Source organism: Planococcus faecalis (assembly GCF_002009235.1).
GTDB lineage: Bacteria > Bacillota > Bacilli > Bacillales_A > Planococcaceae > Planococcus > Planococcus kocurii.
The window spans coordinates 2,699,900-2,724,468 of the sequence record NZ_CP019401.1 but is presented as its reverse complement, the minus strand read 5'-3'; the positions used below and the strand labels follow the sequence as shown (position 1 = coordinate 2,724,468).

The following is a 24,569-nucleotide window of genomic DNA, read 5'->3' as shown; positions in this document are numbered from 1 at the left end:
AACAAGCATCCCGTTTGAATCGTGCCTAAAAAGCACGGTTCAACGGGATGCTTTTTCTTTGCGCGCACAAGACCTTTTATCAGCGAGTTGATATAATGAACACAAAAAGAAGCGAGTGAACACGATGAATCAACTCTCGAGCTATAAAAAAATACTGCCAGTTCTTTTATTTTTTGTTGTTGCCATGAGTGCCTGTCAAGCACCAAAAGAGGACACGCGACCAGTTCCAGAAGAAACTGAAATGGTAGAGCAAAGCCAAGCAACGATGATCGCCCATGCTAAAACGCATGTCTACACACTGTATACCGATCTTGAACAAGGTTCGGGTTTTTTGATTAACAACAAAGGGGACATCTTGACCAATGCCCACGTCGTTTTAGATGCATCCTACATCACCGTCAAAAATAGCGACGGTCAAGAGTTTAATGGCAACGTGATCGGTATATCTGAAACGGAGGATCTTGCCATTGTTCGCGTCGCTGAACTAGCAGGCAAAGAGCCGTTAGCGATTAAAATGGAGGCCGTTGAAGTCGGTACGCCAGTCGTCGCAATCGGCAGTCCAAACGACCAAAGCAACACCGCAACAACCGGTGAAATCACAACAACCGATCTCGATTTTTCGGATCAATACCAATACACAGACCTTTACGAAATGACCGCAGAAATCGCCCAAGGATCAAGTGGGGGGCCGCTCATCGCAGCAGACACAGGAGCAATTATTGGCATCAACTCCATTATTCTCGAAGAAAAACCAGGATCTGGCTACAGCATCCCGCTTTATACAGTCTGGGATCAACTAAGCGAATGGACCGAAAACCCACTGGTTACCGAAGAACAGGAAGTCGTCTTGCAAGATGTTAAAGATGCTTATTTTGCTGAAGATTTGCTGGAAAGTTTTATATCCGCCTACTACGAATTACTGCCTTATTCATTAAACGACGCTGACTCGGCTTATTACTTGTCCTACGTGTTGCCAGGCAGTCAAGCGGAACAGGAAGCAACCCGTTTGATTGAAGAGTATAGCGGACAAAATCGCATGTACGATACGGTTCAACCGACAATTACGCGTACTGAGATTAACGAAGAAAGCGCAGTAGTCACTGCTGAAGCAGAGTTTACTTACCACGAAGAAACTGGCGACAAATCAACAACTGTGTCACATGCAGGTGTTTATACGGTGGTGATTGATGAGTACGGAGATTATCAAATTACGGATATTGTGAATAACTGACGAGCAGGCTCTTGAAGGAGTCTGTTTTTTGTGGTTTTATACACCGCTTGGCAGAGATGGAGCACGTGCCAGCGCTAGGAGTGGTAATTTAGGTTCGAGTTTTTAGTTTTTCTCGGGTTCTGGAAGTCGCCTTCGAGCGCTTGGGCATGGCTCTTGCACTAAGCCGAGAAGAGCACTCGTCTTCGTGCTTCGCCTAGCCCTTGGCGCGCCTCGGCTAGGGAGTGGTGGATGTATAAGTGCACCTATTTTTATGTGGGAGTAGAGGGTGTAAGGTTCTGGAAACACTTGGCGGCGGTGGTGCACGTGCCTTCGCTAAGTAAGATTGAATAAGGGTAATAGGTTTTTTTAGGTTCTATACACCGCTTCGAGCGCTTGGGGCATGGCTCTCACACTAAGCCGAGAAGAGCACTCGTCTTCGTGCTTCGCCTAGCCCTTGGCGCGCCTCGGCTGGGTGTTGGGGGAGACTCAGCGAACTTACTTTTTTTGGGGTGGGTAGTGGGTGTGAAGTTCTGGAGTCGCTTGGCGGCGGAAGTGCACGCGCCTTCGCTTTTAGGGTGATGATTGCCTGGGGCTAGACACAAATGTTCTGCAATTTGTGTCTAGCCCGTTGTCGTCCATGGCTCTCACACTAAGCCGAGAAGAGTACTCGTCTTAGCGCTTCGCCTAGCCCGCGACGCGCCTCAGCTAGGGAGTGGTGGATGTTGTACATCTATTTGTATGTGGCAGTAGAGGGTGTAAGGTTCTGGAGACGCTCGGCCGCGGTGGTGCATGCGCCATCGCTAGAGGTGAAGGAAGAGTTGACGAGGTTTACCCGGGTGGTTGCTATCTGTACATGGGAATTTCACATCTTCATCTGATTGTTTTGCTGTTCTAAATGAACTGGTCACTTCTATACACAAAATTCACTCGTTATTTCAATTTTATAGCTTAGGAAGAAATCGAGAACAGAGCGGTAGATAGTATTACCGGCAAGGCTGTAGCTTTAGCTATCTCCAACTAAATTTTTACATAAAAAAAGAGGACCGGCAAAGGCCTGCTATCAGCAGACGTTCGGGTCACTCTTTTGAGTATCTGATTGGATTAGAAACGTTTGAAGCTGTGGAATTTTTTGCCCCAGTAAGGATCGTCCATGCTTTTCACTTCTGATTTTGCTCCGCCTGCATGGACAAATTTGTTGTTACCGATGTAAATCCCAACGTGTGAGATTCCAGCGCGGTACGTGTTCGCAAAGAAAACCAAATCGCCTGGCTGTGGGTTGCTGACTTTGTAAGTCTCAGCATATTGTGAAAGCGTTGTGCGTGACACGCTTTTGCCTGCTTGTTTAAATGCGTATTGGATAAATGCGCTGCAGTCAAATCCAGCAGTAGTTGTGCCGCCAAATTTGTAAGGAATACCTTGAAGTGCTAAAGCTTCTGATACCACTGATGAAGAAGAAGATGTTTTCGCAGAAGCTTTTTTCACGGTAGTTGAAGTAAGCAACGTGCTTAGTACCCAACCAGATTTGCCGTTAACTTTTACTTTGTACCAAGTCGATTTGCCGACTTTCTTTTGGTGAGTAGCCGTTGCGATTGCGCCTTTTTTAGCCATCGTCACAACTTTGTATTTGGTTCCTGCATCAGCACGAACGTTTGAGTTGTATTTCATTTTAAATGTACCTGATTTTGCAGTTGCTTTGCTGGCAGCAACTTGCTCTATGGATAAATCCGTAGTTACCTGAGATGAAGCGTCGTTTTGGATAGGCTGAGTTGCCTGTGCGTCTGTGGCTGAGTTAGCAAATAGCAATGATCCTGCTGTAAGTAGCGTAAAGAAAAGTTTTTTCATTGTTGTTGGTTCCTCCAAGTTTTTATTATTCACATTCATGAATTAATAATATTTTGCTCTGTCATTTACTATATAGAGAGAACAACTTAAAAACAACGTCAATTCAATTGCAGTTATATTACAGTTGTATAACAAAATGAAAAACGCTTTGGAAACCTTGATGTAGAGGGATTTTGAATAGCTATAAAAAACGAAAAAAAGGTTTAATTCTCTGAAAAAGAGCTTTTCATGTCTCGATATAGTTGCTTTGTAACAATTAACATCCTAATAAATCCAAAATTAAAAGTCCTGCCAGCTCTATTTTAGCTACACAAAGCCAAAAAAATACAAGGGAATCTTAGACGAATAGTCTTTTTTTCATCTACTAATACAATACTCAAAATAGCATAAAGAAATAATATTACTATCTCAATAGTGTGAAAAATGAGATTGGACAAATAAATTTGGAACCAATTTTGACAACATTCGAAACGCTTCTTACAATTAGATTAATCAGAAAGTTAGAGGGAGGGACACTAGCGTGAAAAAAATTTTAGCGATCGATGGAGGTGGCGTGCGTGGCATTATTCCTGCAATGCTACTCGCCGAATTAGAAGCAGAAAGTGGAAAACCCATTTCTGAGTTGTTCGATTTGATTGTCGGGGCATCGACGGGTGGGATTTTGGCACTCGGACTTGTCGCACCAGATCTGCAAGATGCTAGAAAACCACGCTATTCGGCACAGCAATTTCTTGGATTTTATATAGAAGAATCTCAAGAAATATTTGATAAAAGTTTTTTTTACAAAGTTACGCGCGGCATCTTCACGAGCCGTTACCATGCACGTACACTTGAAAAAGTGCTGAAAAAGTATTTTGGGCGCACGATGCTCTCAGAAGCGATCAAACCTGTCGTCGTTCCGAGCTATGAACTTCGCGGCCGATTTACTGCCTTTTTCAAAAGTCGTGACGTCCATACAAAGAAAATCGAAAAAGATGTATTCATGCGGGATGTAGCACGGGCAGGATCGGCAGCTCCCACTTACTTTACCCCCAAAAAAATAAAGGCTTATCCAGGTGCAAGCTTTATTGACGGTGGGGTGTTTGCCAACAATCCAGCGATGTGTGCCTATGCGGAAGCAAAAGAAATTTTCCCGGACGATGAAGATCTACTCGTTGTGTCACTCGGAACAGGAAATCCACAGCTGACCATCGAATTTGAAAATTACCGTACATGGGGTCTGCTTAGATGGGCACGTCCACTTTGGTATATCCTCATGGACGGCAGCTCAGATGTTGTTCATTATCAATTGAATTATGTGTTACCGGAACGAGAAAAAAACAAGCGCTACTACCGCTTTCAAATTGAATTGTTGCAAGATGGCAGAGAAAAACTAGATGATGGGTCTCCGGAAAATATCCAGGCCTTGGTTAAACTCGGGCAAGAGTTAGTCGACACACGAAAAGAAGAAATCCGAGAGCTTTGCCGGCAATTAGTGGAATCCTAATTTGTCATCAAAATGTATTGGTTCAAAGCTCTGCAACAAGCTAAGATGATAAAAGGAACAAAAAGTGGTGAAACTCTTTCTTCTATAATAGAAGGAGTCGAACTTGTTCAAGTGATTTTCAGTGACACTGAACACGTATCCAATTTAGTTCGAAAAAGGAGATACCCGAAATGGCCAGAAGATACGACTATATGGATTGGCTGCGGGTCTTGTCGATTTTTGTTGTGGTCGGCATCCATGTAGTATCAAAAATTATTAACAATGCTACGACAGATGAATGGATTTGGCATTTTGCCAACGCCTTTGACGCAGGGTTGCGTTGGTGTGTACCTATTTTCTTCATGCTTAGTGGGGCGTTGCTCCTGACGCGCGGCAAAGAAGAAAGTGTTTGGCAATTTCTCCAGAAACGATTAGCAAAAGTTGTTATTCCGTTGCTATTTTGGAGCTTGGTGTACACGCTATACAATATTTACATACTGGATGAATCGTATAGCGCTTATGAAATTTTGGTGCAGTTTTTAACCGATGATATTTATTACCACTTGTGGTTTTTATACACCATCACGGGTCTTTACTTGATGGCGCCTTTTTTGAAACTGCTCGTCATGCATATGGACAAGAAGACGTTTCAAGCCTTTTTGCTGTTTTGGATTTTCTTTTCTAGCTTTTTGCCATTCTTGCCAAAGTTCTTTAACTTTGAACTTGCTTTGGCTGCCGGCCTGTTTGAACCGTATATTGGGTATTTTTTGCTCGGTGCGTATCTCGTGCTTTACCCGGTACCGAAAAAATACATGCCAACACTTGGCATACTCGCAGCAGTCAGTTATGTGGTGACGGTGTGGGGGACTTATTATTTAAATGTTGGATTGCCGGCGGGCGAGTTTGATGAATTTTTCTATGAGCATTACCGGCCGAATAATTTGTTGATTACGCTGTTTATTTTCATCGGCTTTCAGCATATGGCGAAACGAATCAAACCAAATGCGTTGATCACCCGCATCAGTACAGCAACGTTCGGCATTTACATCATTCACCCGCTTATTCAAGTTTTTTTGAATAGAAGCTTTGGGTTAAATGAAACAACGTTTAATCCACTGATTGGTGTGCCGCTTGTTTGGATCTTGATCTTTGTTATTTCGTTCGGCATCATTTTGGCGATGCAAAAGTTACCGGTTGTTAACCGACTGGTGCCATAGAAACGAGCCAGCCTTTCTGTTGAGGGGCTGGCTTTTAATTTTTGTGGGGTTCTGGAGTTTCTAGGCGGTGGAAAGAACGCGAAATCTTGATAGGTTTGGTGAGATTCTGAAAGTCGCCTTCGGACGCTTTGGGCATGGCTTTCGCACGAAGCCGAGAAGAGCACTCGTCTTCGTGCTTCGCCTAGCCCTTGGCGCGCCTCGGCTGGGTGTTGGGGAAGACTTAGCGAACTTACTTTGTTTTGGTTGGGTAGTGGGTGTGGGGTTCTGGAGTCGCTTGGCGGCGGTGGTGCACGCGCCGGCGCTAGGAGTGGGTAATTTGGGTTCGAGTTTTTAGTTTTTGTGGGGTTCTGGAAGTCGCCTTCGAGCGCTTGGGGCATGGCTTTCGCACGAAGCCGAGAAGAGCACTCGTCTTTGTGCTTCGCCTAGCCCTTGGCGCGCCTCGGCTGGGTGTTGGGGAATACTTCATCAGCCTACTGGTGTTGGTTGGGAGTAAGTGTCGGGTTCTAGAGTTGCTTGGCGGCGGTGGTGCACGCGCCTGCGCTTTTTGTGTTCAGATTCGGGATTGTTGGAGGAGTTTTTGTGAAGTTTTAGAAGTCGCTTTCGGACGCTTGGGGTAGAGCAAAGACGATTGCTCCTGCGCAAGCTCGTCGCAAATGAGGTCCCAGGAATGCCTGGTCCCTCATTGGCTCTCGCACAAAGCCGAGAAGAGCACTCGTCTTCGTGCTTCGCCTAGCCCTTGGCGCGCCTTGGCTGGGTGTTGGGGAAGACTTAGCGAACTTACTTTGTTTGGTTGGGTAGTGGGTGTGAGGGGTTCTGGAGTCGCTTGGCGGCGGTGGTGCACGCGCCGGCGCTTTTATCGTGAGGCTGGTTTCATGTTCACGTGCTCCCAAGCCAAGGTTCTGCACAACACTTTCAAAAAAGAGTACTTGTGGTTTTTTTTGGGGGATGCATACGCTGTCCTTTTAGGGTGATGATTTTTGCTTTTGACACTTTAGATTTAGGGGGGACGTGGGTTGTTTTCTAGATATAATGGAAATTTATTTATTCTGATATCTTTTTTTGAAAAGACCTTTCTATCTTTGCTGGAAGTGCGTACAATACAAGTAACTAAACACTGGATGCAATTGGCTTTGACGCGTATGCGGACATCTTATATACTGAAATTGGAAACGAATTTATATGTATGTTAAATATTTCTTTTATTTTTGGAAAATTAAACAAATTCAATTGGTTTAGTAAAGGGGGGGTTTTTATTGAGAATAGTTTATGGCGTGTTGAGCGCGTTACTTTTGTTCGCAGCAATGGGACAACTAACGGTTTCCGCTCAAGATCAGGATGAAAAACGCATGATTATCGTTTATGAAAAAGAGCAAAAGAGCTTTTCAATCGCTGAAAAGACCGAAGATTCTGGTGGTTCTGATGTGGAGGTTTATGATGAAGTGGCGATTGCGTCTGCTATGATGACAAACGCAGAAGCGCAGGAACTTTTAAAAGATTCGTCAGTTCGGACAATTGAGGAAGATATTGTGTTTTCACTTAGTGCGCAAACAGAAGGCTGGGGAATTCCTCAAATAAAAGCACCCGTAGCTTGGAATTCAGGATTTACCGGAAAAGGTGTGAAAATTGCTGTCATTGATTCGGGAATTTCTCCGCATAATGATTTGGTGATCAAAGGCGGGATTTCAACTGCCGATTATACAACTTCCTATTCAGATGACCAGGGACATGGAACGCATGTTGCCGGAATCATTGGTGCCCGCAATAATGGCATTGGCATAAAAGGGGTGGCTTATGACGCTGATATTTATTCTGTAAAAGCTTTTGACTGGGAAGGCAATGCTTATTTGTCGGATTTGATTGAAGGTGTGGAATGGTCAATCGCGAATAATATGAATATTATTAATCTTAGTGGAGGTTCTGCGGAAAATTCCAACGCCTTTAAAGCCGTTTTTGACCGAGCATATGCGAAAGGGCTGTTGATCGTGGCGGCCGCTGGAAATGTCGGTACTTTAAGTGGAAAAGAGGATAATGTGGAATTTCCTGCTCGCTATTCGTCTGTTATTGCAGTTGGCGCATTGGATCAAGATGCTAAACGTGCAGAATTTTCTTCAACAGGACCCGCTGTTGAAGTGATGGCACCCGGCGCATATGTTTTCAGTACGATGACGAGCAATCGGTACGAATATTTATCAGGAACGTCTATGGCCACGCCTTATGTAGCTGGCCAATTGGCTTTGTTGAAGCAAGCTTATCCAAAACTAACAAACAAGGATTTACGTGCGATTATAGCGGAAGAAGCAAAAGATTTAGGCAAAGTGGGCAGAGATCCGCTATATGGTCATGGCTTGATTCAAATTTCTTCCTATAAAGCACCGAGAGTATCGGAAACAAACAATCCGTTACTTAGTTTACGTCCGGACAAGTCGTCAATCACGAGTACAGTCGGCAATTCGGTTCAACTGGCGTTAACGGCTTCGTACACAAAGGGGGAAGTCATCAATGCAGCAGAAACCGCAAAATGGATTTCTGCAGATCCCTCGATTGCAACGGTATCCAAAGGGAAAGTGACGATGAAAGCAGTTGGCAGTACGACGGTAAAAGCGACTGTGGGAAGCAAAACGGTATCGCTGAAAGTAGAGGTTGTGCAAACAGCTAGATTGTTTACGGATGTTTCTGAAAAGTATTTCCCAGCCGTTGATTATTTGGTGAAAAGAGGACTTACCAAAGGTGAGCGTTCGACGCGATTTGGCATTCAAAGCCCGATCTTGCGTGTAGATGCAGCGATTTGGCTGGCAAAAGAGTTGGAATTAGATTTAGCAGCAGCTCCAGCTTCTAGATTTACCGATGTCCCGGCACGTGCTGTAGCGTCCGTTAATGCGCTAAAACATGCGGGCTACATTGATGGCAAGACGGAGACATTATTTGGTGCTGCGCAAAGTATGACGCGAGGTGAAATCGCATTGATTTTGCAAAATAGTTATGCTTTGCAGCCAACTGCCGAAAAATTGCCATTTACAGATGTCTCTCCACGCTATGAAGAAGCGGTCAATGCACTCGTAGCGAACGGAGTTACAAATGGCGTAACCGCTACACAATTTGGCGTGAGTCAAAATGTAACGCGAGGTCAGCTGGCAATCTTTATTTATCAACTATCTCTTAAATAAGATGGAATTTGATTGGTGCTTAGAAATCGTCTGCCTATGGGTAGGCGATTTTTTGTTGTCTGCATCAGAGTAATTTAACTACTTTTGTAACAATTGTAATGTAAACGTAATATATATTTGACAAAAGAATAGTGGCAAGAGTGTTTTAATATGGTAAATTTAAACTGTCTTTTAGTTTGAAAATTCCGTTAGTTAAACAAGGGGGAGAAAGATTGGGGAAGATACGTTCGATTTTATTGATGGCATTGGTGTTTTTAGTCGCTTTTGGTTCGTTTTCGGCAGGTATACCGAATGTTTCAGCAGCACCGAACAAAACAGGTGCCGGCAACGAAGAATTGCAGCTCAAAAAACCAGCAGTTAAAATACCAGAAACGCTGAAGAACCCGAAAAATCCGAAAAAACAAGTTCGGATTATCGTAGAATTAGAAAGTGATCCAACAATCGAAAACGCAACACGTAAAGGGGTACTTTACAAAGATTTACCTAAGAAACAAAAAGAATCATTAGAAGCAACAGTAAGCACTGAACAAAATTCAATTCAATCGACTATTTCAGAACTTGCTCCAGAGATTACCTATTTAGAAAATTTCACGACGGTTTTTAACGGCTTTTCTGCTGAAGTCGAAGCAGGAAAAGTAAAAGAAATTGCCTCACAAACAGGTGTAAAAGCAGTTTATGAGTCAACCGAATACAAACGTCCGGAAATCAAACCGGAAATGAAATACTCAAAAGAACTTGTGCAAGCGCAACAAGTTTGGAACGATTATAAGTATAAAGGTGAAGGCATGGTCGTCGGCGTAATTGATACCGGCATCGACCCAAGCCATAAAGATATGGTATTAACAGATGACACATCAGGTGAAATTACAAAAGCCGAAGTCGGTGCATTGCTCGGGGACCAATCCATTGAAGGCGGTCAATTTTTCACTTCTAAAGTGCCATTTGGCTATAATTACATGGACGGCAACAACGAAATTTTAGACCTTGGACCTGAAGCTTCAATGCACGGCATGCACGTAGCCGGTACAGTGGGAGCAAACGGCAATGAGGAAAATGGCGGCATTAAAGGCGTAGCACCAGAAGCACAATTACTGGCATTAAAAGTGTTCGGCAACGATCCGTTGTATCCGTCAACTTACGGAGATATTTACATTAAAGCGATTGATGACTCGATCAAATTAGGAGCAGACGTCATTAATATGTCACTTGGATCTGTTTCAGGATTTGTGGATTCTCAAAACCCGGAACAACAAGCAGTAGAGCGCGCGACGAATAGCGGTATTCTCGTGTCCATTTCAGCTGGAAACTCGGATATGCTGGGATCGGGTTATTTCTATCCTTACGCAGAAAACCAAGATTACGGCTTAACAGGTTCACCAAGTGTTTCATTTGACTCGTTTGGTGTAGCGTCATTTGAAAACGATATTATTACGGCCATGAGTTTTGCTTATCAAGCGGACGGTGCAGAAGCTGGACGCGCGATGTACTTATTGGCAAACGATAAAGACCCGCGTGAGTTGCCAGCAGCTTCTTATGAAGTGGCAAGTGCAGGATTTGGTACAGCGGCTGACTTTGCTGGAACCGATTTTACCGGCAAATTTGCACTTATTTCACGCGGCAGCATTGCCTTTGTTGAAAAAGCAACCAATGCGCAAGCAGCAGGAGCAGTAGGAGTTATTATTTACAACAACACAACAGGTACCATCAATATGGCATCAGACCCAGCAGTTACGATTCCTTATATGTCGACTCTTCAAACAGATGGCGTCGCGATGAAGGCGTTAATCGATGCTGGCAAAAAGGTTACGGTTAACTTTGATGGGCAATATTTAGAAACGAAAAGCCCGACAGCTGGCCAAATGAGCAATTTCACTTCTTGGGGACCAACGCCAAACTTGGACTTCAAACCTGAAATTACAGCGCCAGGTGGCAACATTTTCTCAACTTTAAACAATGATGAGTACGGCTTAATGAGCGGAACGTCTATGGCAGCACCGCATGTTTCAGGCGGAACGGCATTGATTTTCCAACGCTTAGATGAACTCGGCCTAGAGGGCGAAGAACGTGTTCAGTTTGCGAAAAACCTGATGATGAATACAGCCAACCCAGTAGAATTGATTGCGGGCGAGTTTGTTTCACCACGTCGCCAAGGAGCAGGGTTGATGCAATTGCATGATGCGCTATCGACAGATGTGACGGTAGTTGAGAAATCAACAGGCGAATCCAAAGTAGCGTTAAAAGAAATCAAAGACGACAACTTTACATTTACCGTCGTAGCAGAGAATTTCTCTGACCAACCGGCAAATTATCAAGTAGCTGTAAATGTTCAAACTGATAAAGTATTAAAAGCAAGCGGCGTCGACGTAACGGCACCAAACGTTGCGGGATCGAACGTAGTGACAGAACAAGTGGTGATTGACGCGCCTAAAACAGTCGCAGTTCCGGCAAATGGCAGCAAAGAAATCATCGTGTCAGTAGATGTATCGGCACTGGAAAAAGATGCAGCCTATCAAGCCTTTACAAATGGCTTTTTCGTGGACGGGTTCTTAACATTAACGGACGTGAACGAAGAAGTGACAGGCAACACACCATTAGTCGTACCTTACTTCGGCTTTAACGGCGGATGGGACGATGCAAATATTTTTGATTACGTGGCATGGAATCCATCCACTTATTACGGCACGACATTCTTAGCAGATGAAAAAGGCAAAACCATTACAGGTGGAACGCATCAACCAGACTTTGTGCCAAGTCAATTCGCCTTTTCACCAAACGGCGATGGTGTCATGGACAAAGTAGTTCCGGTGTATTCATTGCTCAGAAACGCCAAAGAATTTGAAGTGAACGTATTGGACGCGGCAGGCAAAAAGTTGCGGACGATACGCACAGAAGATGAGTTGGTAAAAAATTACGCATCAACTGAATCGTATAATTTCAATCCAGCAAATGGCTGGGACGGAAAAGTGCTTGAAAAAGCAGTAGCAGATGGCAACTACCAAATTCAATTGCGCGCGGTCATCGATTACGAAAATGCGGAATGGCAGTCATTTGAATTCCCCGTCAAAGTCGATACGGTCGCACCAGTAGCGGTTGCAAGCTTTAACGCAGCAGCCAAATTAGTAGAAGTTGCAAGCTTTACCGATAACCCACAAGGAGCGGGTCCAGATCGTTGGGAAGTGTTCTTAAACGGTAAAGAACTAACAGAAGATGCAGCAACACCGAAAGACGACTCATTAGCTCCTGGCGTTAAGAGCTATGCAGTGTCAGCTGAGCTAAAAGCCGGTGACAAGCTAAGTGCTGTATTCTACGACACAGCAGGCAACAAACAAGTAGTTGACTTAGCAACCGCGACGCCAGAAAAAGTTAAACCGGTCGTCTTTATCGATAAGCCGGACGTCTTATCCGTACACAAAACAAAAGAAGTGGCGATTGCTGGACGAGTAGAAGACGATTCGAAAATTGTCTCAGTGACCGTTAACGGCGAACCGGCAAAAGAATTTGACGGCAAAACCTTTAGCCACAGCCTGACATTAGCGGACGGTTCTCATTACGTTAAAGTCAAAGCGATTGACGAATTCGGCAACGAAATGGAAATTCGCCGTCAAGTGTTAGTAGACACGAAGCCTGCGGTGATCACATTAGTAGACGTACCGAAAAAAGTCGGTTCTGACCAAGACGAAGTGGAAATCACGTTTAACGTCAAAGACAATTTCGACGAAATCAGTGCGTATTACTACGATGATGAGATTTTCGCACAAAAACTAACAGCACCATACGAACTGAAAAACTTCAGTAAAAACATTACAACAACCGTACCTGTACTAACCGATGGCGCAAACGAGATCAAACTCAAAGTCATTGATCTGGCTGGACATGTTACAGAAAAAACGTTCACCATCACGAAAAAAGCCGGGAAACCTGACAAGCCGGGGAAACCTGAAAAACCAGGAAAACCTGAAAAGCCAGGAAAACCGAATAAGAACTAAATGAAAAAAAGCCGGAAGCTTTGCTGCTTCCGGCTTTTTTCTATTGAATTGAATTGCATGAGAATTGTTTGGGTGCCAGGCACCAATTACTGGATTTTTATCAGTTCGTAGAAAACTTTACCATCGAAATCGACCGTTTTAACATTGCCGAATCCTTCGACCATGTAATATTTGTAGCCCGTGTCGTGTTTAACTGAAGGATCGAATGGAACCGTAACTTCAGTAGCGTTAGTAAACGTTTTGTAGCCGGTCTTGACGGTTACATTTACACCAGTAATTTTACTTTTAGGTGCGAAAGGATTGTCGATGTTGAATACTTTCCCTTTTTGGATAGGGTAAACCAATTCAACTACATATTCAGAGTACGGATAGCCAATAGCATACATGTCGTCGGTTTCGTTTTCTGTATAGAAGATGTCTTCCTGGTCTTTAGTGTAGTTTTCCCAAAGAAACCCGAGTGATTCGCCAGTTGCTGCGAGCTTGGAGTCTTCCGTATAGTGAGAATTTAGTATCGTGCCATCGTCTAAACGGTATGAATAAATCTTCGTTTTATCACGCAAGTAAGAGTTTTCCATATGCGTATCATTTTTGAAGACAGGCTCTAATCCACGCGCAAGAAATGCAGAAAACTGACCGCGAGTCACAGCGTCTAAAGGACGGAACGTTTTGTCAGGATAGCCGACGGCGATATTGTAACTAACGATTTTGTTGATTGACTCAAATGCCTTCATGTTGCTTGAAACATCTTTAAAATTCAATTCAGTTGAAAGAGGTGTCGTGAAAACATTCCCAAGGACAATCGCCATATCGCCGCGAGTCATTTTTGCATCGGGACGGAATGTTTTATCTGGATAACCGTTCAAGTAACCGGCTTTTTGCGCAGCGGCAATATACCCACTCGCTTTACTGCTTTTACTCACATCGGTAAATTGAGTCGCTTTTTGAGTAACATCCAATCCTTTTAGCTTGCCAATCATAATCGCCGCTTCGGCGCGAGTGACAACGTTATCGGGACGGAACGTATTGTCATCATAGCCTGTGATTACTTTCTTGCCAATCAGGTAATCGATCTCGTCGTGAAAGCGGTAGTTTTCTGGCACGTCAGATGCAGCCAAAGCAGGTGTAGCGATCAAACTCAAAGCCAGTACAGTGCTACATAAAAACAAAGTTTTCTTCAAAGTTATCCAACCTCTCCAAGATCTATAGTTAATTCCATTTATAGTATACCCACTAAATGTCCTTAAATGGGTTTTTTATGAAAAAAACTTAAAGTAGTGTGAGAATTGTTTGGGTGCCAGGCACCAAATACGCTATTTTTACTCATTCAAACAAAAATCCATCACCCTGCATTGTGAAATTTTTGTAAATACCTCCTATTATTTCGGTTGTCGTATATAATAGAGTTGTTCGACTATTCGATTAAAGGGAGATGGAGAAATGACGTTTGGCAGAAAAGCTTCTATGATTCTGGTGGCACTCGTTCTGGTGCTTAGCGGATTTTTCACTGCGAGTCCTAGGGCAGCGGCAGCGAACGAAGTGACGAGAGGCGAGTTTATTCAGCATTTGGTAACTTCATTAAAAGTAGAGTTAGGAGACGGTTCGACGATCAGCTTTAAGGATGTCGATAAAAAACTCGCTCCCTACGTGGAAGCGGCATACAACTTAAAGCTCACAAGCGGCAAGTCAAAGACCGTATTTGCACCAAACGAAAAATTGTCTCGTGAGCAAGCATTTTCAATCGCTTCACGTGCAGTGATAACCGATAAAGTATATTCAACAGGATTGCTTGGCGGGTTTAAAGATCGCCATTACTTCAGTCAAAGTCTGTTAAAAGACTTGGCAAAAGGAGTGGGCATCGGTTTACTGGTCGGGTACGGAGACGGTACGGTAAAGCCATCCAAACCTGTTTCTCCGGGCGAAATGCGGGCCATTGTTCAGCGTTTGCTGAAAGAATATCAGCCAGCAGGCAGTAAGAACGTCACATTGCGCATTTTGGGAACATCTGATTTACACACGAACTTTGTCAATTACGATTATTACCGAGACCAGCCATCAAACAGTTTAGGTTTAGTTAAAACAGGGGTCTTAATCGAACAAGCACGCGCAGAAAACAGCAACTCGCTGCTATTTGATAACGGGGACTTGATTCAAGGAACGCCATTTGGCGGGTATAAAGTATCCGTCGACCCCATCGAAAAAGGAGAGCTGCACCCTGCTTACGCAGCACTCAAATCACTTGATTTCGATGCTTCAACTTTAGGCAATCACGAATTTAATTTTGGGTTGGATTATTTAGACGAAGCACTGGACGATGCACCGTTTCCTGTCTTGAATGCCAACGTCTACGATGCTAAGACAAATAAAAACCGCTACAAGCCGTACACCATTATCGACAAACAAGTCGTCGATGGAAAAGGTAAAAAGCACACCATTCAAGTAGGCGTCATCGGAGTTGTTGCTCCGCAAATTATGAAATGGGACCGCGCGCATCTTGAAGGGAAAGTTACGGCAAAAGATGCAGTCGAGTCCGTTAAAAAATTCCTTCCTGAAGTGGAAAAAGCGGGAGCAGATGTAGTCGTTGTGTTATCCCACTCTGGAATGGGGGATGAAAAATACGACGTCGGTGAAGAAGACATCACCTATCAACTTTCTGAAATTGACGGCATCGATGCCATCGTCACAGGTCATAATCATGACGTATTCCCTGGATCTTACGGGGACTTGAAGAACGTTGACCAACAACAAGGAACGATTAACGGCACACCTGTTGTGATGCCGGGTAACTTTGGTAGCCATTTAGGCGTTATCGATTTACAGCTTTCTCCAAAAGGAAAAGACTGGAACGTTGCATCCGGAAAAGCGCAATTGCGCAAAATTGACACCGAATCAGACATCGTTTCACAGCAAGTAATTGATGCAGTCAAAGAAACACATGAAGCAACCATCGACTATGTGCGCAGCCCAGTCGGTGAAACCACAGCACCCATTAACAGCTATTTCTCATTGGTCAAAGACGACCCATCTGTTCAAATTGTCAACAACGCACAGAGCTGGTACGTCAAACAGCAAGTAGCAGGAACAGCCAACGCAGACTTGCCAATTTTGTCCGCAGCAGCACCGTTTAAAGCAGGTGGACGAAACGGCGGGAATTATTACACCGATATCAAGACAGGCGAAATCGCCATTAAAAACGTCGCCGATTTATACGTCTTCGACAACACCATTTATGCCTTGAAACTAACCGGTAAAGAAGTGAAAGAATGGCTAGAAATGGCGGCAGGGCAATTCCAACAAATCAACCCGTCAGCAACAACAGAACAACCGTTGATCAACACAGACTTCCGTACCTATAATTTTGATGTATTGGACGGCGTCACGTACGAAATCGACGTCACGATCCCTGCAAAATACGATGCAGAAGCGGCACTCGTCAATCCAACTTCGAACCGCATCAAAAAGCTTTCTTATAACGGAGCGCCTGTAACCGATACACAGGAATTCTTAGTCGTCACAAACAATTACCGCGCAACAGGCAACTTCCCAGGCGTAACTGATGCCAAAGAAGTCATCGACTATGCCTATGAAAATCGCCAAGTCATCATCGACTACATGCTTGAAGTCGGAACAATCGACCCAGCAGCCGATGATAACTGGAAGTTTGCACCGATTGCCGGCAACCAAAACATCACCTTTGAAACGTCAGCTAACGCACAAAGCCTCATACCAGAAGCGAGCGGCATCACTTACGTCGCACCATCTGCCAATGATTTCGGTAAATACCGCATCGACATTAAGTAACATAAAAAAGCTTTCCGCGAGTCGCGGAAAGCTTTTTTGAATTGTTTGGGAGTTGTTTGGGTGCCTGGCACCCAAACTCATTCTAGCTCGGCCGCTAACTTTCGAACCATCGCCAAATGCTCTTCGATATTATCTTCCGTCACCCACACACCAAAATCTTCGGGCACCTCGGCATGTTCACCTTGTTCCAAACGCTCGGAAATCAGTTTGCCGATTTCTGGATAAAAATGATGGCCGTCGTAATAATTCAAAATGTCATTCGTTACATCATTGGGGTACATGAAATTCCAGACGCCACCGTATACAGCGACCAAGTCACGGAGCCACATTTCGTATTCGTCCAGTAAGCCGGTTCCGACCATCGACTTGAACAACTCTGTTGAAATCGGTGTCGTGTAGACAATTTTTTCAGCTTCTGGGTGCGTATCGTGAACTTTTTGCATGATTTCTTTGTAGCGCGAATAATAAACATAATGATCGCCGTAAAACGTATTTTCAAAACGCGTAATTTTAGCTGCCGTGTCGCGTTGGGTTTCTTCTGCCGTCAGCTTTTTCGCAAACGCATCGCCTTGTCGATTGTACAAACGGTCCGCCGTAATGTCGTCCGCTGCCGATAATTTTAAGTTATCAACCGCAAAACCGAATGTGTCAAAGGACAGCAAATTCTTCGCCCGGTAAAAAGGCTCTTGCACTTTTGTTTCATAGCCCGTAATCGCACGGGCATCTTTTGCCTGTTCTTCACTCGATTTGAAAAAATCGACGCCAATCAAAACCCGCTCATAATCCGGATGTTGATCAAAGGCATAAAGCAACATCGTATAATATTCGCGCATCGATAAATTGGCAACGGCGTAATTATAAACAGTCCATTTCTCAAACCCCGACGGCTGAACATACGTGCTACGGCTACTGCCAAGCAACAACGTATCGGCATCTGTCGGGTCATAAAGCTGTTGCGCGGTTTTTTGTTCCCGCTCGTCCGCGACAATTTGCACATCGTTCAACCCATGCGCATGACCATAATGCCACAAAGGATCTATCCAAAAGTTAAAAGCAGCAACAGCAAACGTCAGTGAGGCGAAAATCGCCATGACGGCAAAGCTAAATTTTTTATCGTTCATGGGATCATCTCCTAAAAGTTAAAGTACAAGAATTCACTAACTTGTTGCAGCTGCATGACGCTATAGAAAAGCAGAACAGCAATAAAAACAGCCATACCGGCATTGCGTTGCTTTTGCTCCATAATTTCAACAGAATTTTTCGCAAAAAACGCCAGCGCCAACCCAATCGCTAAAGTTAACGCAACTTCGATAGAAGACGCAGAAAACGGCAGCTTCAGCAGCCAACTTTCATCAATCGATGGCAAGAGCGAAGCCAATCCGCTCGGCAAGTAAAAGCCGTTAAATCCGAACATCGCCTTTAAAACCGTCAACGCATCAGCCAAGGTCAATGCACGGAAAAAGACCCAAGCAAGATGGACAAACAAGAACGTCACAATCCAAGCGGACACGTTATTCATACGGTGACCGGTGCCTTTCCACCAACGGCAAATGACACTGGCAAAGCCGTGCAGCGCCCCCCAAATCAGAAACGTCCATCCAGCACCGTGCCAAATCCCACTAATAAAGAAAATAATCAGGATATGTAAATACGTGCGAGTAGATCCTTTTCGGTTGCCTCCAAGCGGAATGTAAATATACGTCGTCAAGAAATGAGACAAAGTAATGTGCCAGCGTCTCCAGAAATCTTGAATATCCAATGCTTTATAAGGCGAATTGAAATTCAGCGGCAAGCGAATGTTAAACAACAGCGCCAGCCCAATCGCCATATCCGAGTACCCACTAAAATCGAAATACAATTGCAGCGTATAAGACAAAGTCGTAAACCAACTATCCACAAAAGTCAGCGAACCGACATTGCCATAGCCTTGATTGGCCCACTCTGCAAACTGATCCGCAATCGCCACTTTCTTAAAAAGCCCAATCGCAAAAATCAGCAAGCCTTTGGAAATATTCTCATAAACGATGCGGTAAGAATCCTTAGACGAAAACTGAGACATCACTTGCCGGTGATGAACAATCGGTCCCGCGATCAATTGCGGGAAAAACGACACAAACAACCCGTAATTCAAAAAATTATATTCTTTCGTTTCCAACCGGTACGAATCCACCAAATACGCAATTTGCTGGAACGTATAAAAACTAATCGCCAGTGGCAACAAAATATTCTTCAAAACCAAATCTTCACCAAAAACCACATTGATGTTTTCAACAAAAAAGTCGTAATACTTATAATAACCGAGCAGCAACACATTAAACAAAATCCCGGCAGTTAAAATGCCTCTCCGGTAAACGCCACCCCGATCACGCCCAAGAAAAGCCCCAATCGCATAATTGAGCAGCATCGAAATCAAAATCAGCGGCAAATAAGCAGGATTCCAATAGCCATAGAAAAACAAAGAAGCAACCAGCAACCAAGTCTTCGCAAACGGAATATGGATGCGCCCAAGAACATAATACAAAATCCAAACAATCGGCAAAAACAAAAAGATAAACTCAAAAGAATTGAAAATCATGTCCAGACACCTTCACAATACTAGAATTAATCGCTTAAAAGTACGCTCAAAACGTATAAAAACTTTCAAAAAAGCGAGAAGCAAAAACCCCGAACAACCTCTTCGCCAAACCTCACCCAGCCCAACAGAAACGCGATCACCATTCCGCAACAACCAAGTAAAGTTTCATAACCCATCTATTATAACGTGAGAAAAATCTATTGTCATGAAATTGTTTGGGTGCCTGGCACGAATTACCACATTTGTACTACCCAACACAAGAAAGTATCATCAAAAAACAGATATAACGAATCTCAAAAAAACAAAACCATCTCCACACCCACCGCCGCCAAGCGACTCCAGAACTCCACACCCACTACCTAACCCAAACAAAATAAGTTCGCTGAGTCTATCCCACAATACCCAGCCAAGCGCCCGCAGGCGAAGTCCAGAACCCCACAAAACGAACTCCAACAAAAAAACACCCAGCGCCGGCGCGTGCACCACCGCCGCCAAGCGACACCAGAACCCGACGCTTACTCCCATCCCAATACCAGTAGGCTCATGAAGTATTCCCACAACACCCAGCCAAGGCGCGCCAAGGGCTAGGCGAAGCACGAAGACGAGTGCACTTCTCGGCTTTGTGCGAAAGCCATGCCCAAGCGTCCGCAGGCGACTAATAGAACGCCTCAAAAACTCCTCCACCAATCCCGAATCTGAACACAAAAAGCGCCGGCGCGTGCACCACCGCCGCCAAGCGATTCCAGAACCCTACACCCACTACCTAACCCAAACAAAATAAGTTCGCTGAGTCTATCCCACAACACCCAGCCAAGCCATGCCCAAGCGTCCGCAGGCGAAGTCCAGAACCCCACAAAACGAACTCTACCAAAACTCTCCACCAAAACTCAACATTCAAAAAACTCCCACATAACCCCAAAACAGAAAGCCATTTCACTAAATCTGGGAATCATGATATGATAGCTTAGTTAATGTTTAAAATCAAAAGGAGAAAATGTCTATGAAAATTGCAGTATTACTGCCTTGCTACAACGAAGAAATGACCATCGGCAAAGTGATAGATGACTTTAAAAGAGAACTTCCAGAATCGACAATATACGTCTATGACAACAACTCGAAAGACAAAACCACAGAAGTCGCGCTAGCCCACGGTGCAGTCGTTCGCCAAGAACCTCGCCAAGGAAAAGGCAACGTCGTGCGTTCCATGTTCCGAGAAATCGATGCGGACGTTTACGTCATGGCAGATGGCGACGATACATACCCAGCTGAATTCGTTCACAACATCATCAAGCCCGTCATTGACGGAGAGGCCAACCTCGTCATCGGCGACCGGTTATCCAATGGGACGTATTTCAATGAAAACAAACGAAAATTCCACGGCTTCGGCAACACACTTGTCAAAAACCTGATCAACGGCTTATACAAAAGCAACATCACCGACATCATGACCGGCTATCGTGCATTTGACCGCTTGTTCGTCAAATCACTGCCAGTCACAAGCCCAGGTTTTGAAATCGAAACCGAAATGAGCATTCACGCACTGGACAACAACTTCTTGATCAAAGAAGTGGCCATCGATTACCGCGACCGTCCAGAAGGCAGTGAATCAAAACTGAATACCGTACAAGACGGCATCAAAGTACTGCGAATGATTTTTACCTTATTCAAAGACTACAAGCCGTTACTATTCTTCTCGTGCTGGGCTGCCTTGTTCTTCATCTTGGGACTAGCTGCGGGAATTCCTGTAATCGTCGAGTACGTTCAAACTGACTTTGTGACGCGCGTACCGTCCGCGATTTTAGCAGTCGGCTTAATGCTGTTGTCTATGTTGGCATTTGCTTGTGGCCTCATACTCGACACCGTAGCGGGCACGCATCGCAAGCAATACGAACTCGAATTAATTCGAATTAGCGACCGCATCAAAAGCGAGAAAACTTTATGAAAAAAACGTACCTACTAGGTGCTGCATCTTTTGTTGCAGCACTTTTCCTTGCTTTTACTGCCATTTTTTACTTTCAGCCAATTCGTAATGCCCATCCTTTACTCATTGTTTTCATCACGCTCGTGCTGTTCGGCTTACTCGTATACAGTCGGTCGTTCGTGCACACAGTCAACGGATGGACACGCGCTAAAAAAATCAGCTTAGCCATTTTCATGCCGCTGTTTACCGTGTTAGCAGGACTCAGCTTACTTGGCGACCAGCAATACTTAGCCGACAACCACTGGCTCGTTAAAACCGCTGTTTATCTCGGTTTGTTTTTAACGACTGCACTCGTCGTGCTGTCCATCATTAAGCTCTTGCTCAGCATTCAAACGCCAGCAGGTGAACAAAAAGTATCGCCGTTTTATGTGCTGCTTTACATGTTGCCGATGCTCGGTGCGTCACTGGTCATGTTTATCGCCTTTTATCCCGCGGCCATGACGCCCGATTCGTTATCGCAATGGGAGCAGTCCGAAACAAAAGAATTTACCAACTGGCATCCCGTCATGTTCACCTGGCTCATTATGTTCTTACGAAAAATCTGGGATAGCCCCGGCATCATTGCGTTGTTCCAAATTGTTGCGTTGGCCCTGGCGATGGGCTATATGGGTTATCTAATGAAACGCTTTAAAGTCAACACCTGGATCCTTTGGGCGGTGCTAATTGTCGCGGCGATTGTGCCCGTCAATTCCATCATGTCGATCATTATTTGGAAAGACGTCTTATACAGCACGTCGTTGTTGTTCTTTTCTTTATTAATTTTACTGCTCGTGAAAACAAAAGGACTGGAAACGAAAAAAGTTTCGTTCGTCTTGTTATTCCTGTTAGGCTCGTTTATGTTGGTGTTTTTCCGCCATAACGGGTTTCCAGTATTCGTCATCACCATGATCGCGGCACTCATTATGTACCGCCGCATGTGGAAGCAATTACTGCCGATGACACTTGGCATCATCATCATTCACCAAGTCATTACCGGTCCCGTGTATACCGCACTTGACGTGGTCGATTCCGATCCGCAAGAAGCGCTCAGCATCCCAACGCAGCAAATCGCCAACATTGTTACCAAAAATGGCGACATGACCGAAGAGCAGCGCGAATACATCAATCGCCTTATGCCGCTCGAACTGTGGCCTGAGAAATACAATCCGTCTAGCGTGGATCCGATCAAATTTTCATGGGGCGAATACGATCGCTGGGTCATTTACGACGATCCGGCGCAATACGCCAAGCACTGGGCGCAGCTGGTCCTTCAAAATCCAGGACTTGCCGTCGAAGCCTTTCTCGACGAAACGTCCTTGGTGTGGCAGATGCGACTCGAAGAAGACGGTCACATGAACCGCTTTGTCACCAACATCTATTATGGCAATGAATTCAATCTACTCAATCAAGTCATTTACCCAAAAGTGACCTATAGCGCGCAATTGTATTTGAAAGTCGACACAGAAGCAGAAGAATTCTTGTGGCGCCCGGCGGTGTACTTGTTCTTTATCACCTTGTTCATGTACGTTGCGTATTTACGCAACAACTGGCGTGTGTGGTTGATCTTGTTGCCAATCGCCTTAAACACAGCGGCCGTCATGGCAACCATGCCCGCTCAAGATTTCCGTTATTTGTTCAATGCGTCGCTCTTTTTCTACGCCGCCTTGCTAATCAGCTTGCTCAATTTCGACGACAAGGGTGGGTCTCTGCGTGAATAAACCCGAAAAAACGGCTCCCATCGGCATCTTGTTGATGATTTTCGCCGCCATTTCCACAGCAACGGGTCAGTTGCTATGGAAACTGTCTGACGCGATACTGGACGTGCACATGCTCGGCGGTTTCGTCTTGTACGGCATGGGCGCTGTGCTCATGACCGCGGCATTCCGTTTTGGCAAGCTGTCCGTGCTGCATCCATTACTCAGTCTCGGTTACGTCATCGCCATTTTTTACGGAACGCTGTTTTTAGACGAAGCCATCACGTTTAATGTCTCGATGGGCACGTTGCTCATTTTGATCGGGGTTATCGTCATAGGGGGTGACAGCGATTAATCTGTTATTGGTCTTGTTGTTAGTCGTCATGACCTGGGTCGGTGCATTTGGCGGCTTTTTCCTAAAAAAAGCGTCGTCGTTTAATATCAACATGGAGCGCAAAGCATTTATGCTGCGCTTGCTGTTTGGGGTTTTCCTCTACGGCGTCAGCGCCATTTTGAACATTGTGGCGTTAAAATTCTTGCCGTATACGATCGTGTTCCCGTTGACGGCGATCACGTACATTTGGACGATGCTGATTTCTTATTTCCTCTTAAAAGAACACATTGGCACACGCAAAATTCTAGGTGTGTTGCTCATTGTGACGGGGGCATTCGTGCTCGTCAGTTAAGAAATAAAAGCTGCAGAAAGACTTGGCATTGCCGAGTTTTCTGCAGCTTTTTTTGTTTGGGAGGGGAGTGAGTGATTATAGTTTTTGAGGCGTTCTATTAGTCGCCTTCGAGCGCTTTGGGCATGGCTCCCGCACAAAGCCGAGAAGAGCACTCGTCTTCGTGCTACGCCTAGCCCTTGGCGCGCCTCGGCTGGGTGTTGGGGAAGTCGCAGCGAACTTACTTTTTTGGGGTGGGTAGTAGGTGTGGAATTCTGGACTCGCTTGGCGACGACAGTGCACGCGCCGGCGCTTTTTTTTGTGGGTTTTGGGATTGTTGATGAAGTTTTGAGCGGTTCTGGAAGTCGCCTTCGAGCGCTTTGGGCATGGCTTTCGCACAAAGCCGAGAAGAGCACTCGTCTTCGTGCTACGCCTAGCCCCTGTCGCGCCTCGGCTGGGTGTTGGGGGAGACTTAGCGAACTTACTTTTTTGGGGTGGGTAGTAGGTGTGGAATTCTGGACTCGCTTGGCGGCGGTGGTGCACGCGCCGGCGCTTTTTGTGTTTAGATTCGGGATTGGTGGAGGAGTTTTTGCGGGGTTTTAGAAGACGCCTTCGAGCGCTTTGGGCATGGCTTTCGCACAAAGCCGAGAAGAGCACTCGTCTTCGTGCTTCGCCTAGCCCCTGACGCGCCTCGGCTGGGTGGTGTGGGACGTGCTCCCAAGCCAAGGTTCTGCACAACACTTTTAAAAAAGAGTGCTTGTAGTTTTTGTGGGGTTCTAGAAGTCGCCTTCGAGCGCTTTGGGCATGGCTTTCGCACAAAGCCGAGAAGTACACTCGTCTTCGTGCTTCGCCTAGCCCTTGGCGCGCCTCAGCTGGTGTTGGGGGAGACTTAGCGAACTTACTTTGTTTGGGTGTGATAGTGGGTGTGGGGTTCTGGAATCGCTTGGCGGCGGTGGTGCACGCGCCGGCGCTTTTTGTGAGGCTGGTTTCATGTTC

General features: G+C 45.1%; 14 protein-coding genes. 10 read left to right on the top strand and 4 right to left on the bottom strand.

Going from position 1 to position 24,569, the window contains the following annotated elements; translation table 11 throughout:
- Positions 1 to 124 precede the first annotated feature (124 nt).
- Positions 125 to 1,231 (top strand): S1C family serine protease, encoded by a 1,107-nt coding sequence (locus AJGP001_RS13600; protein ID WP_078080659.1) that lies wholly within the window; start codon positions 125 to 127, stop codon positions 1,229 to 1,231.
- A gap of 1,080 nt (positions 1,232 to 2,311) precedes the next feature.
- On the opposite strand, the gene AJGP001_RS13595 is transcribed toward AJGP001_RS13600, so the two are convergent.
- Entirely contained in the window at positions 2,312 to 3,052 is a 741-nt protein-coding gene (locus AJGP001_RS13595) for a C40 family peptidase (RefSeq protein WP_078080658.1), read from the bottom strand.
- Between the two features lie 520 nt (positions 3,053 to 3,572).
- Between AJGP001_RS13595 and AJGP001_RS13590 the strand changes: the two genes are divergently transcribed.
- The 4 genes from AJGP001_RS13590 to AJGP001_RS13570 all read left to right on the top strand — a co-directional run bounded on the left by AJGP001_RS13590 (position 3,573) and on the right by AJGP001_RS13570 (position 12,884).
- Positions 3,573 to 4,538 (top strand): CBASS cGAMP-activated phospholipase, encoded by a 966-nt coding sequence (locus AJGP001_RS13590; RefSeq protein WP_078080657.1) that lies wholly within the window; start codon positions 3,573 to 3,575, stop codon positions 4,536 to 4,538.
- Between the two features lie 170 nt (positions 4,539 to 4,708).
- A complete protein-coding gene (locus AJGP001_RS13585; protein ID WP_071153088.1) occupies positions 4,709 to 5,734 on the top strand; it encodes an acyltransferase in 1,026 nt (341 codons plus the stop codon).
- A 1,253-nt stretch (positions 5,735 to 6,987) separates the two neighbouring features.
- On the top strand, positions 6,988 to 8,898 hold the full coding sequence (locus AJGP001_RS13575) for a S8 family serine peptidase (protein ID WP_071153090.1): 1,911 nt from the start codon (positions 6,988 to 6,990) through the stop codon (positions 8,896 to 8,898).
- Positions 8,899 to 9,110: 212 nt separating this feature from the next.
- Entirely contained in the window at positions 9,111 to 12,884 is a 3,774-nt protein-coding gene (locus AJGP001_RS13570) for a S8 family serine peptidase (protein WP_078080656.1), read from the top strand.
- An 86-nt stretch (positions 12,885 to 12,970) separates the two neighbouring features.
- Here the strand turns inward: AJGP001_RS13570 and AJGP001_RS13565 are convergent, their stop codons facing one another.
- Complete coding sequence (locus tag AJGP001_RS13565) at positions 12,971 to 14,062, bottom strand: S-layer homology domain-containing protein (RefSeq protein ID WP_071153093.1); 1,092 nt, start codon at positions 14,060 to 14,062, stop codon at positions 12,971 to 12,973.
- A 259-nt stretch (positions 14,063 to 14,321) separates the two neighbouring features.
- On the opposite strand from AJGP001_RS13565, the gene AJGP001_RS13560 reads away from it, so the two are divergent.
- Entirely contained in the window at positions 14,322 to 16,682 is a 2,361-nt protein-coding gene (locus AJGP001_RS13560) for a bifunctional 2',3'-cyclic-nucleotide 2'-phosphodiesterase/3'-nucleotidase (protein WP_071153094.1), read from the top strand.
- A 77-nt stretch (positions 16,683 to 16,759) separates the two neighbouring features.
- Here AJGP001_RS13560 and AJGP001_RS13555 read toward each other — a convergent pair whose 3' ends face one another.
- On the bottom strand, positions 16,760 to 17,803 hold the full coding sequence (locus AJGP001_RS13555; protein WP_078080655.1) for a hypothetical protein: 1,044 nt from the start codon (positions 17,801 to 17,803) through the stop codon (positions 16,760 to 16,762).
- 11 nt (positions 17,804 to 17,814) lie between these two features.
- Complete coding sequence (locus AJGP001_RS13550) at positions 17,815 to 19,257, bottom strand: MBOAT family O-acyltransferase (protein WP_071153097.1); 1,443 nt, start codon at positions 19,255 to 19,257, stop codon at positions 17,815 to 17,817.
- Between the two features lie 1,000 nt (positions 19,258 to 20,257).
- On the opposite strand from AJGP001_RS13550, the gene AJGP001_RS13535 reads away from it, so the two are divergent.
- The 4 genes from AJGP001_RS13535 to AJGP001_RS13520 are packed head-to-tail and all read left to right on the top strand — an operon-like array spanning position 20,258 to position 23,597.
- On the top strand, positions 20,258 to 21,199 hold the full coding sequence (locus AJGP001_RS13535; protein ID WP_058384526.1) for a glycosyltransferase family 2 protein: 942 nt from the start codon (positions 20,258 to 20,260) through the stop codon (positions 21,197 to 21,199).
- Positions 21,196 to 22,935, top strand: a complete 1,740-nt coding sequence (locus AJGP001_RS13530) for a DUF6020 family protein (protein ID WP_078080652.1) — start codon at positions 21,196 to 21,198, stop codon at positions 22,933 to 22,935. The genes AJGP001_RS13535 and AJGP001_RS13530 overlap by 4 nt, the downstream gene beginning before the upstream one ends.
- Complete coding sequence (locus AJGP001_RS13525) at positions 22,928 to 23,266, top strand: EamA family transporter (protein WP_245830195.1); 339 nt, start codon at positions 22,928 to 22,930, stop codon at positions 23,264 to 23,266. Before AJGP001_RS13530 ends, AJGP001_RS13525 begins: the two co-directional genes overlap by 8 nt.
- On the top strand, positions 23,253 to 23,597 hold the full coding sequence (locus AJGP001_RS13520; RefSeq protein WP_245830193.1) for an EamA family transporter: 345 nt from the start codon (positions 23,253 to 23,255) through the stop codon (positions 23,595 to 23,597). Before AJGP001_RS13525 ends, AJGP001_RS13520 begins: the two co-directional genes overlap by 14 nt.
- Positions 23,598 to 24,569 lie beyond the last annotated feature (972 nt).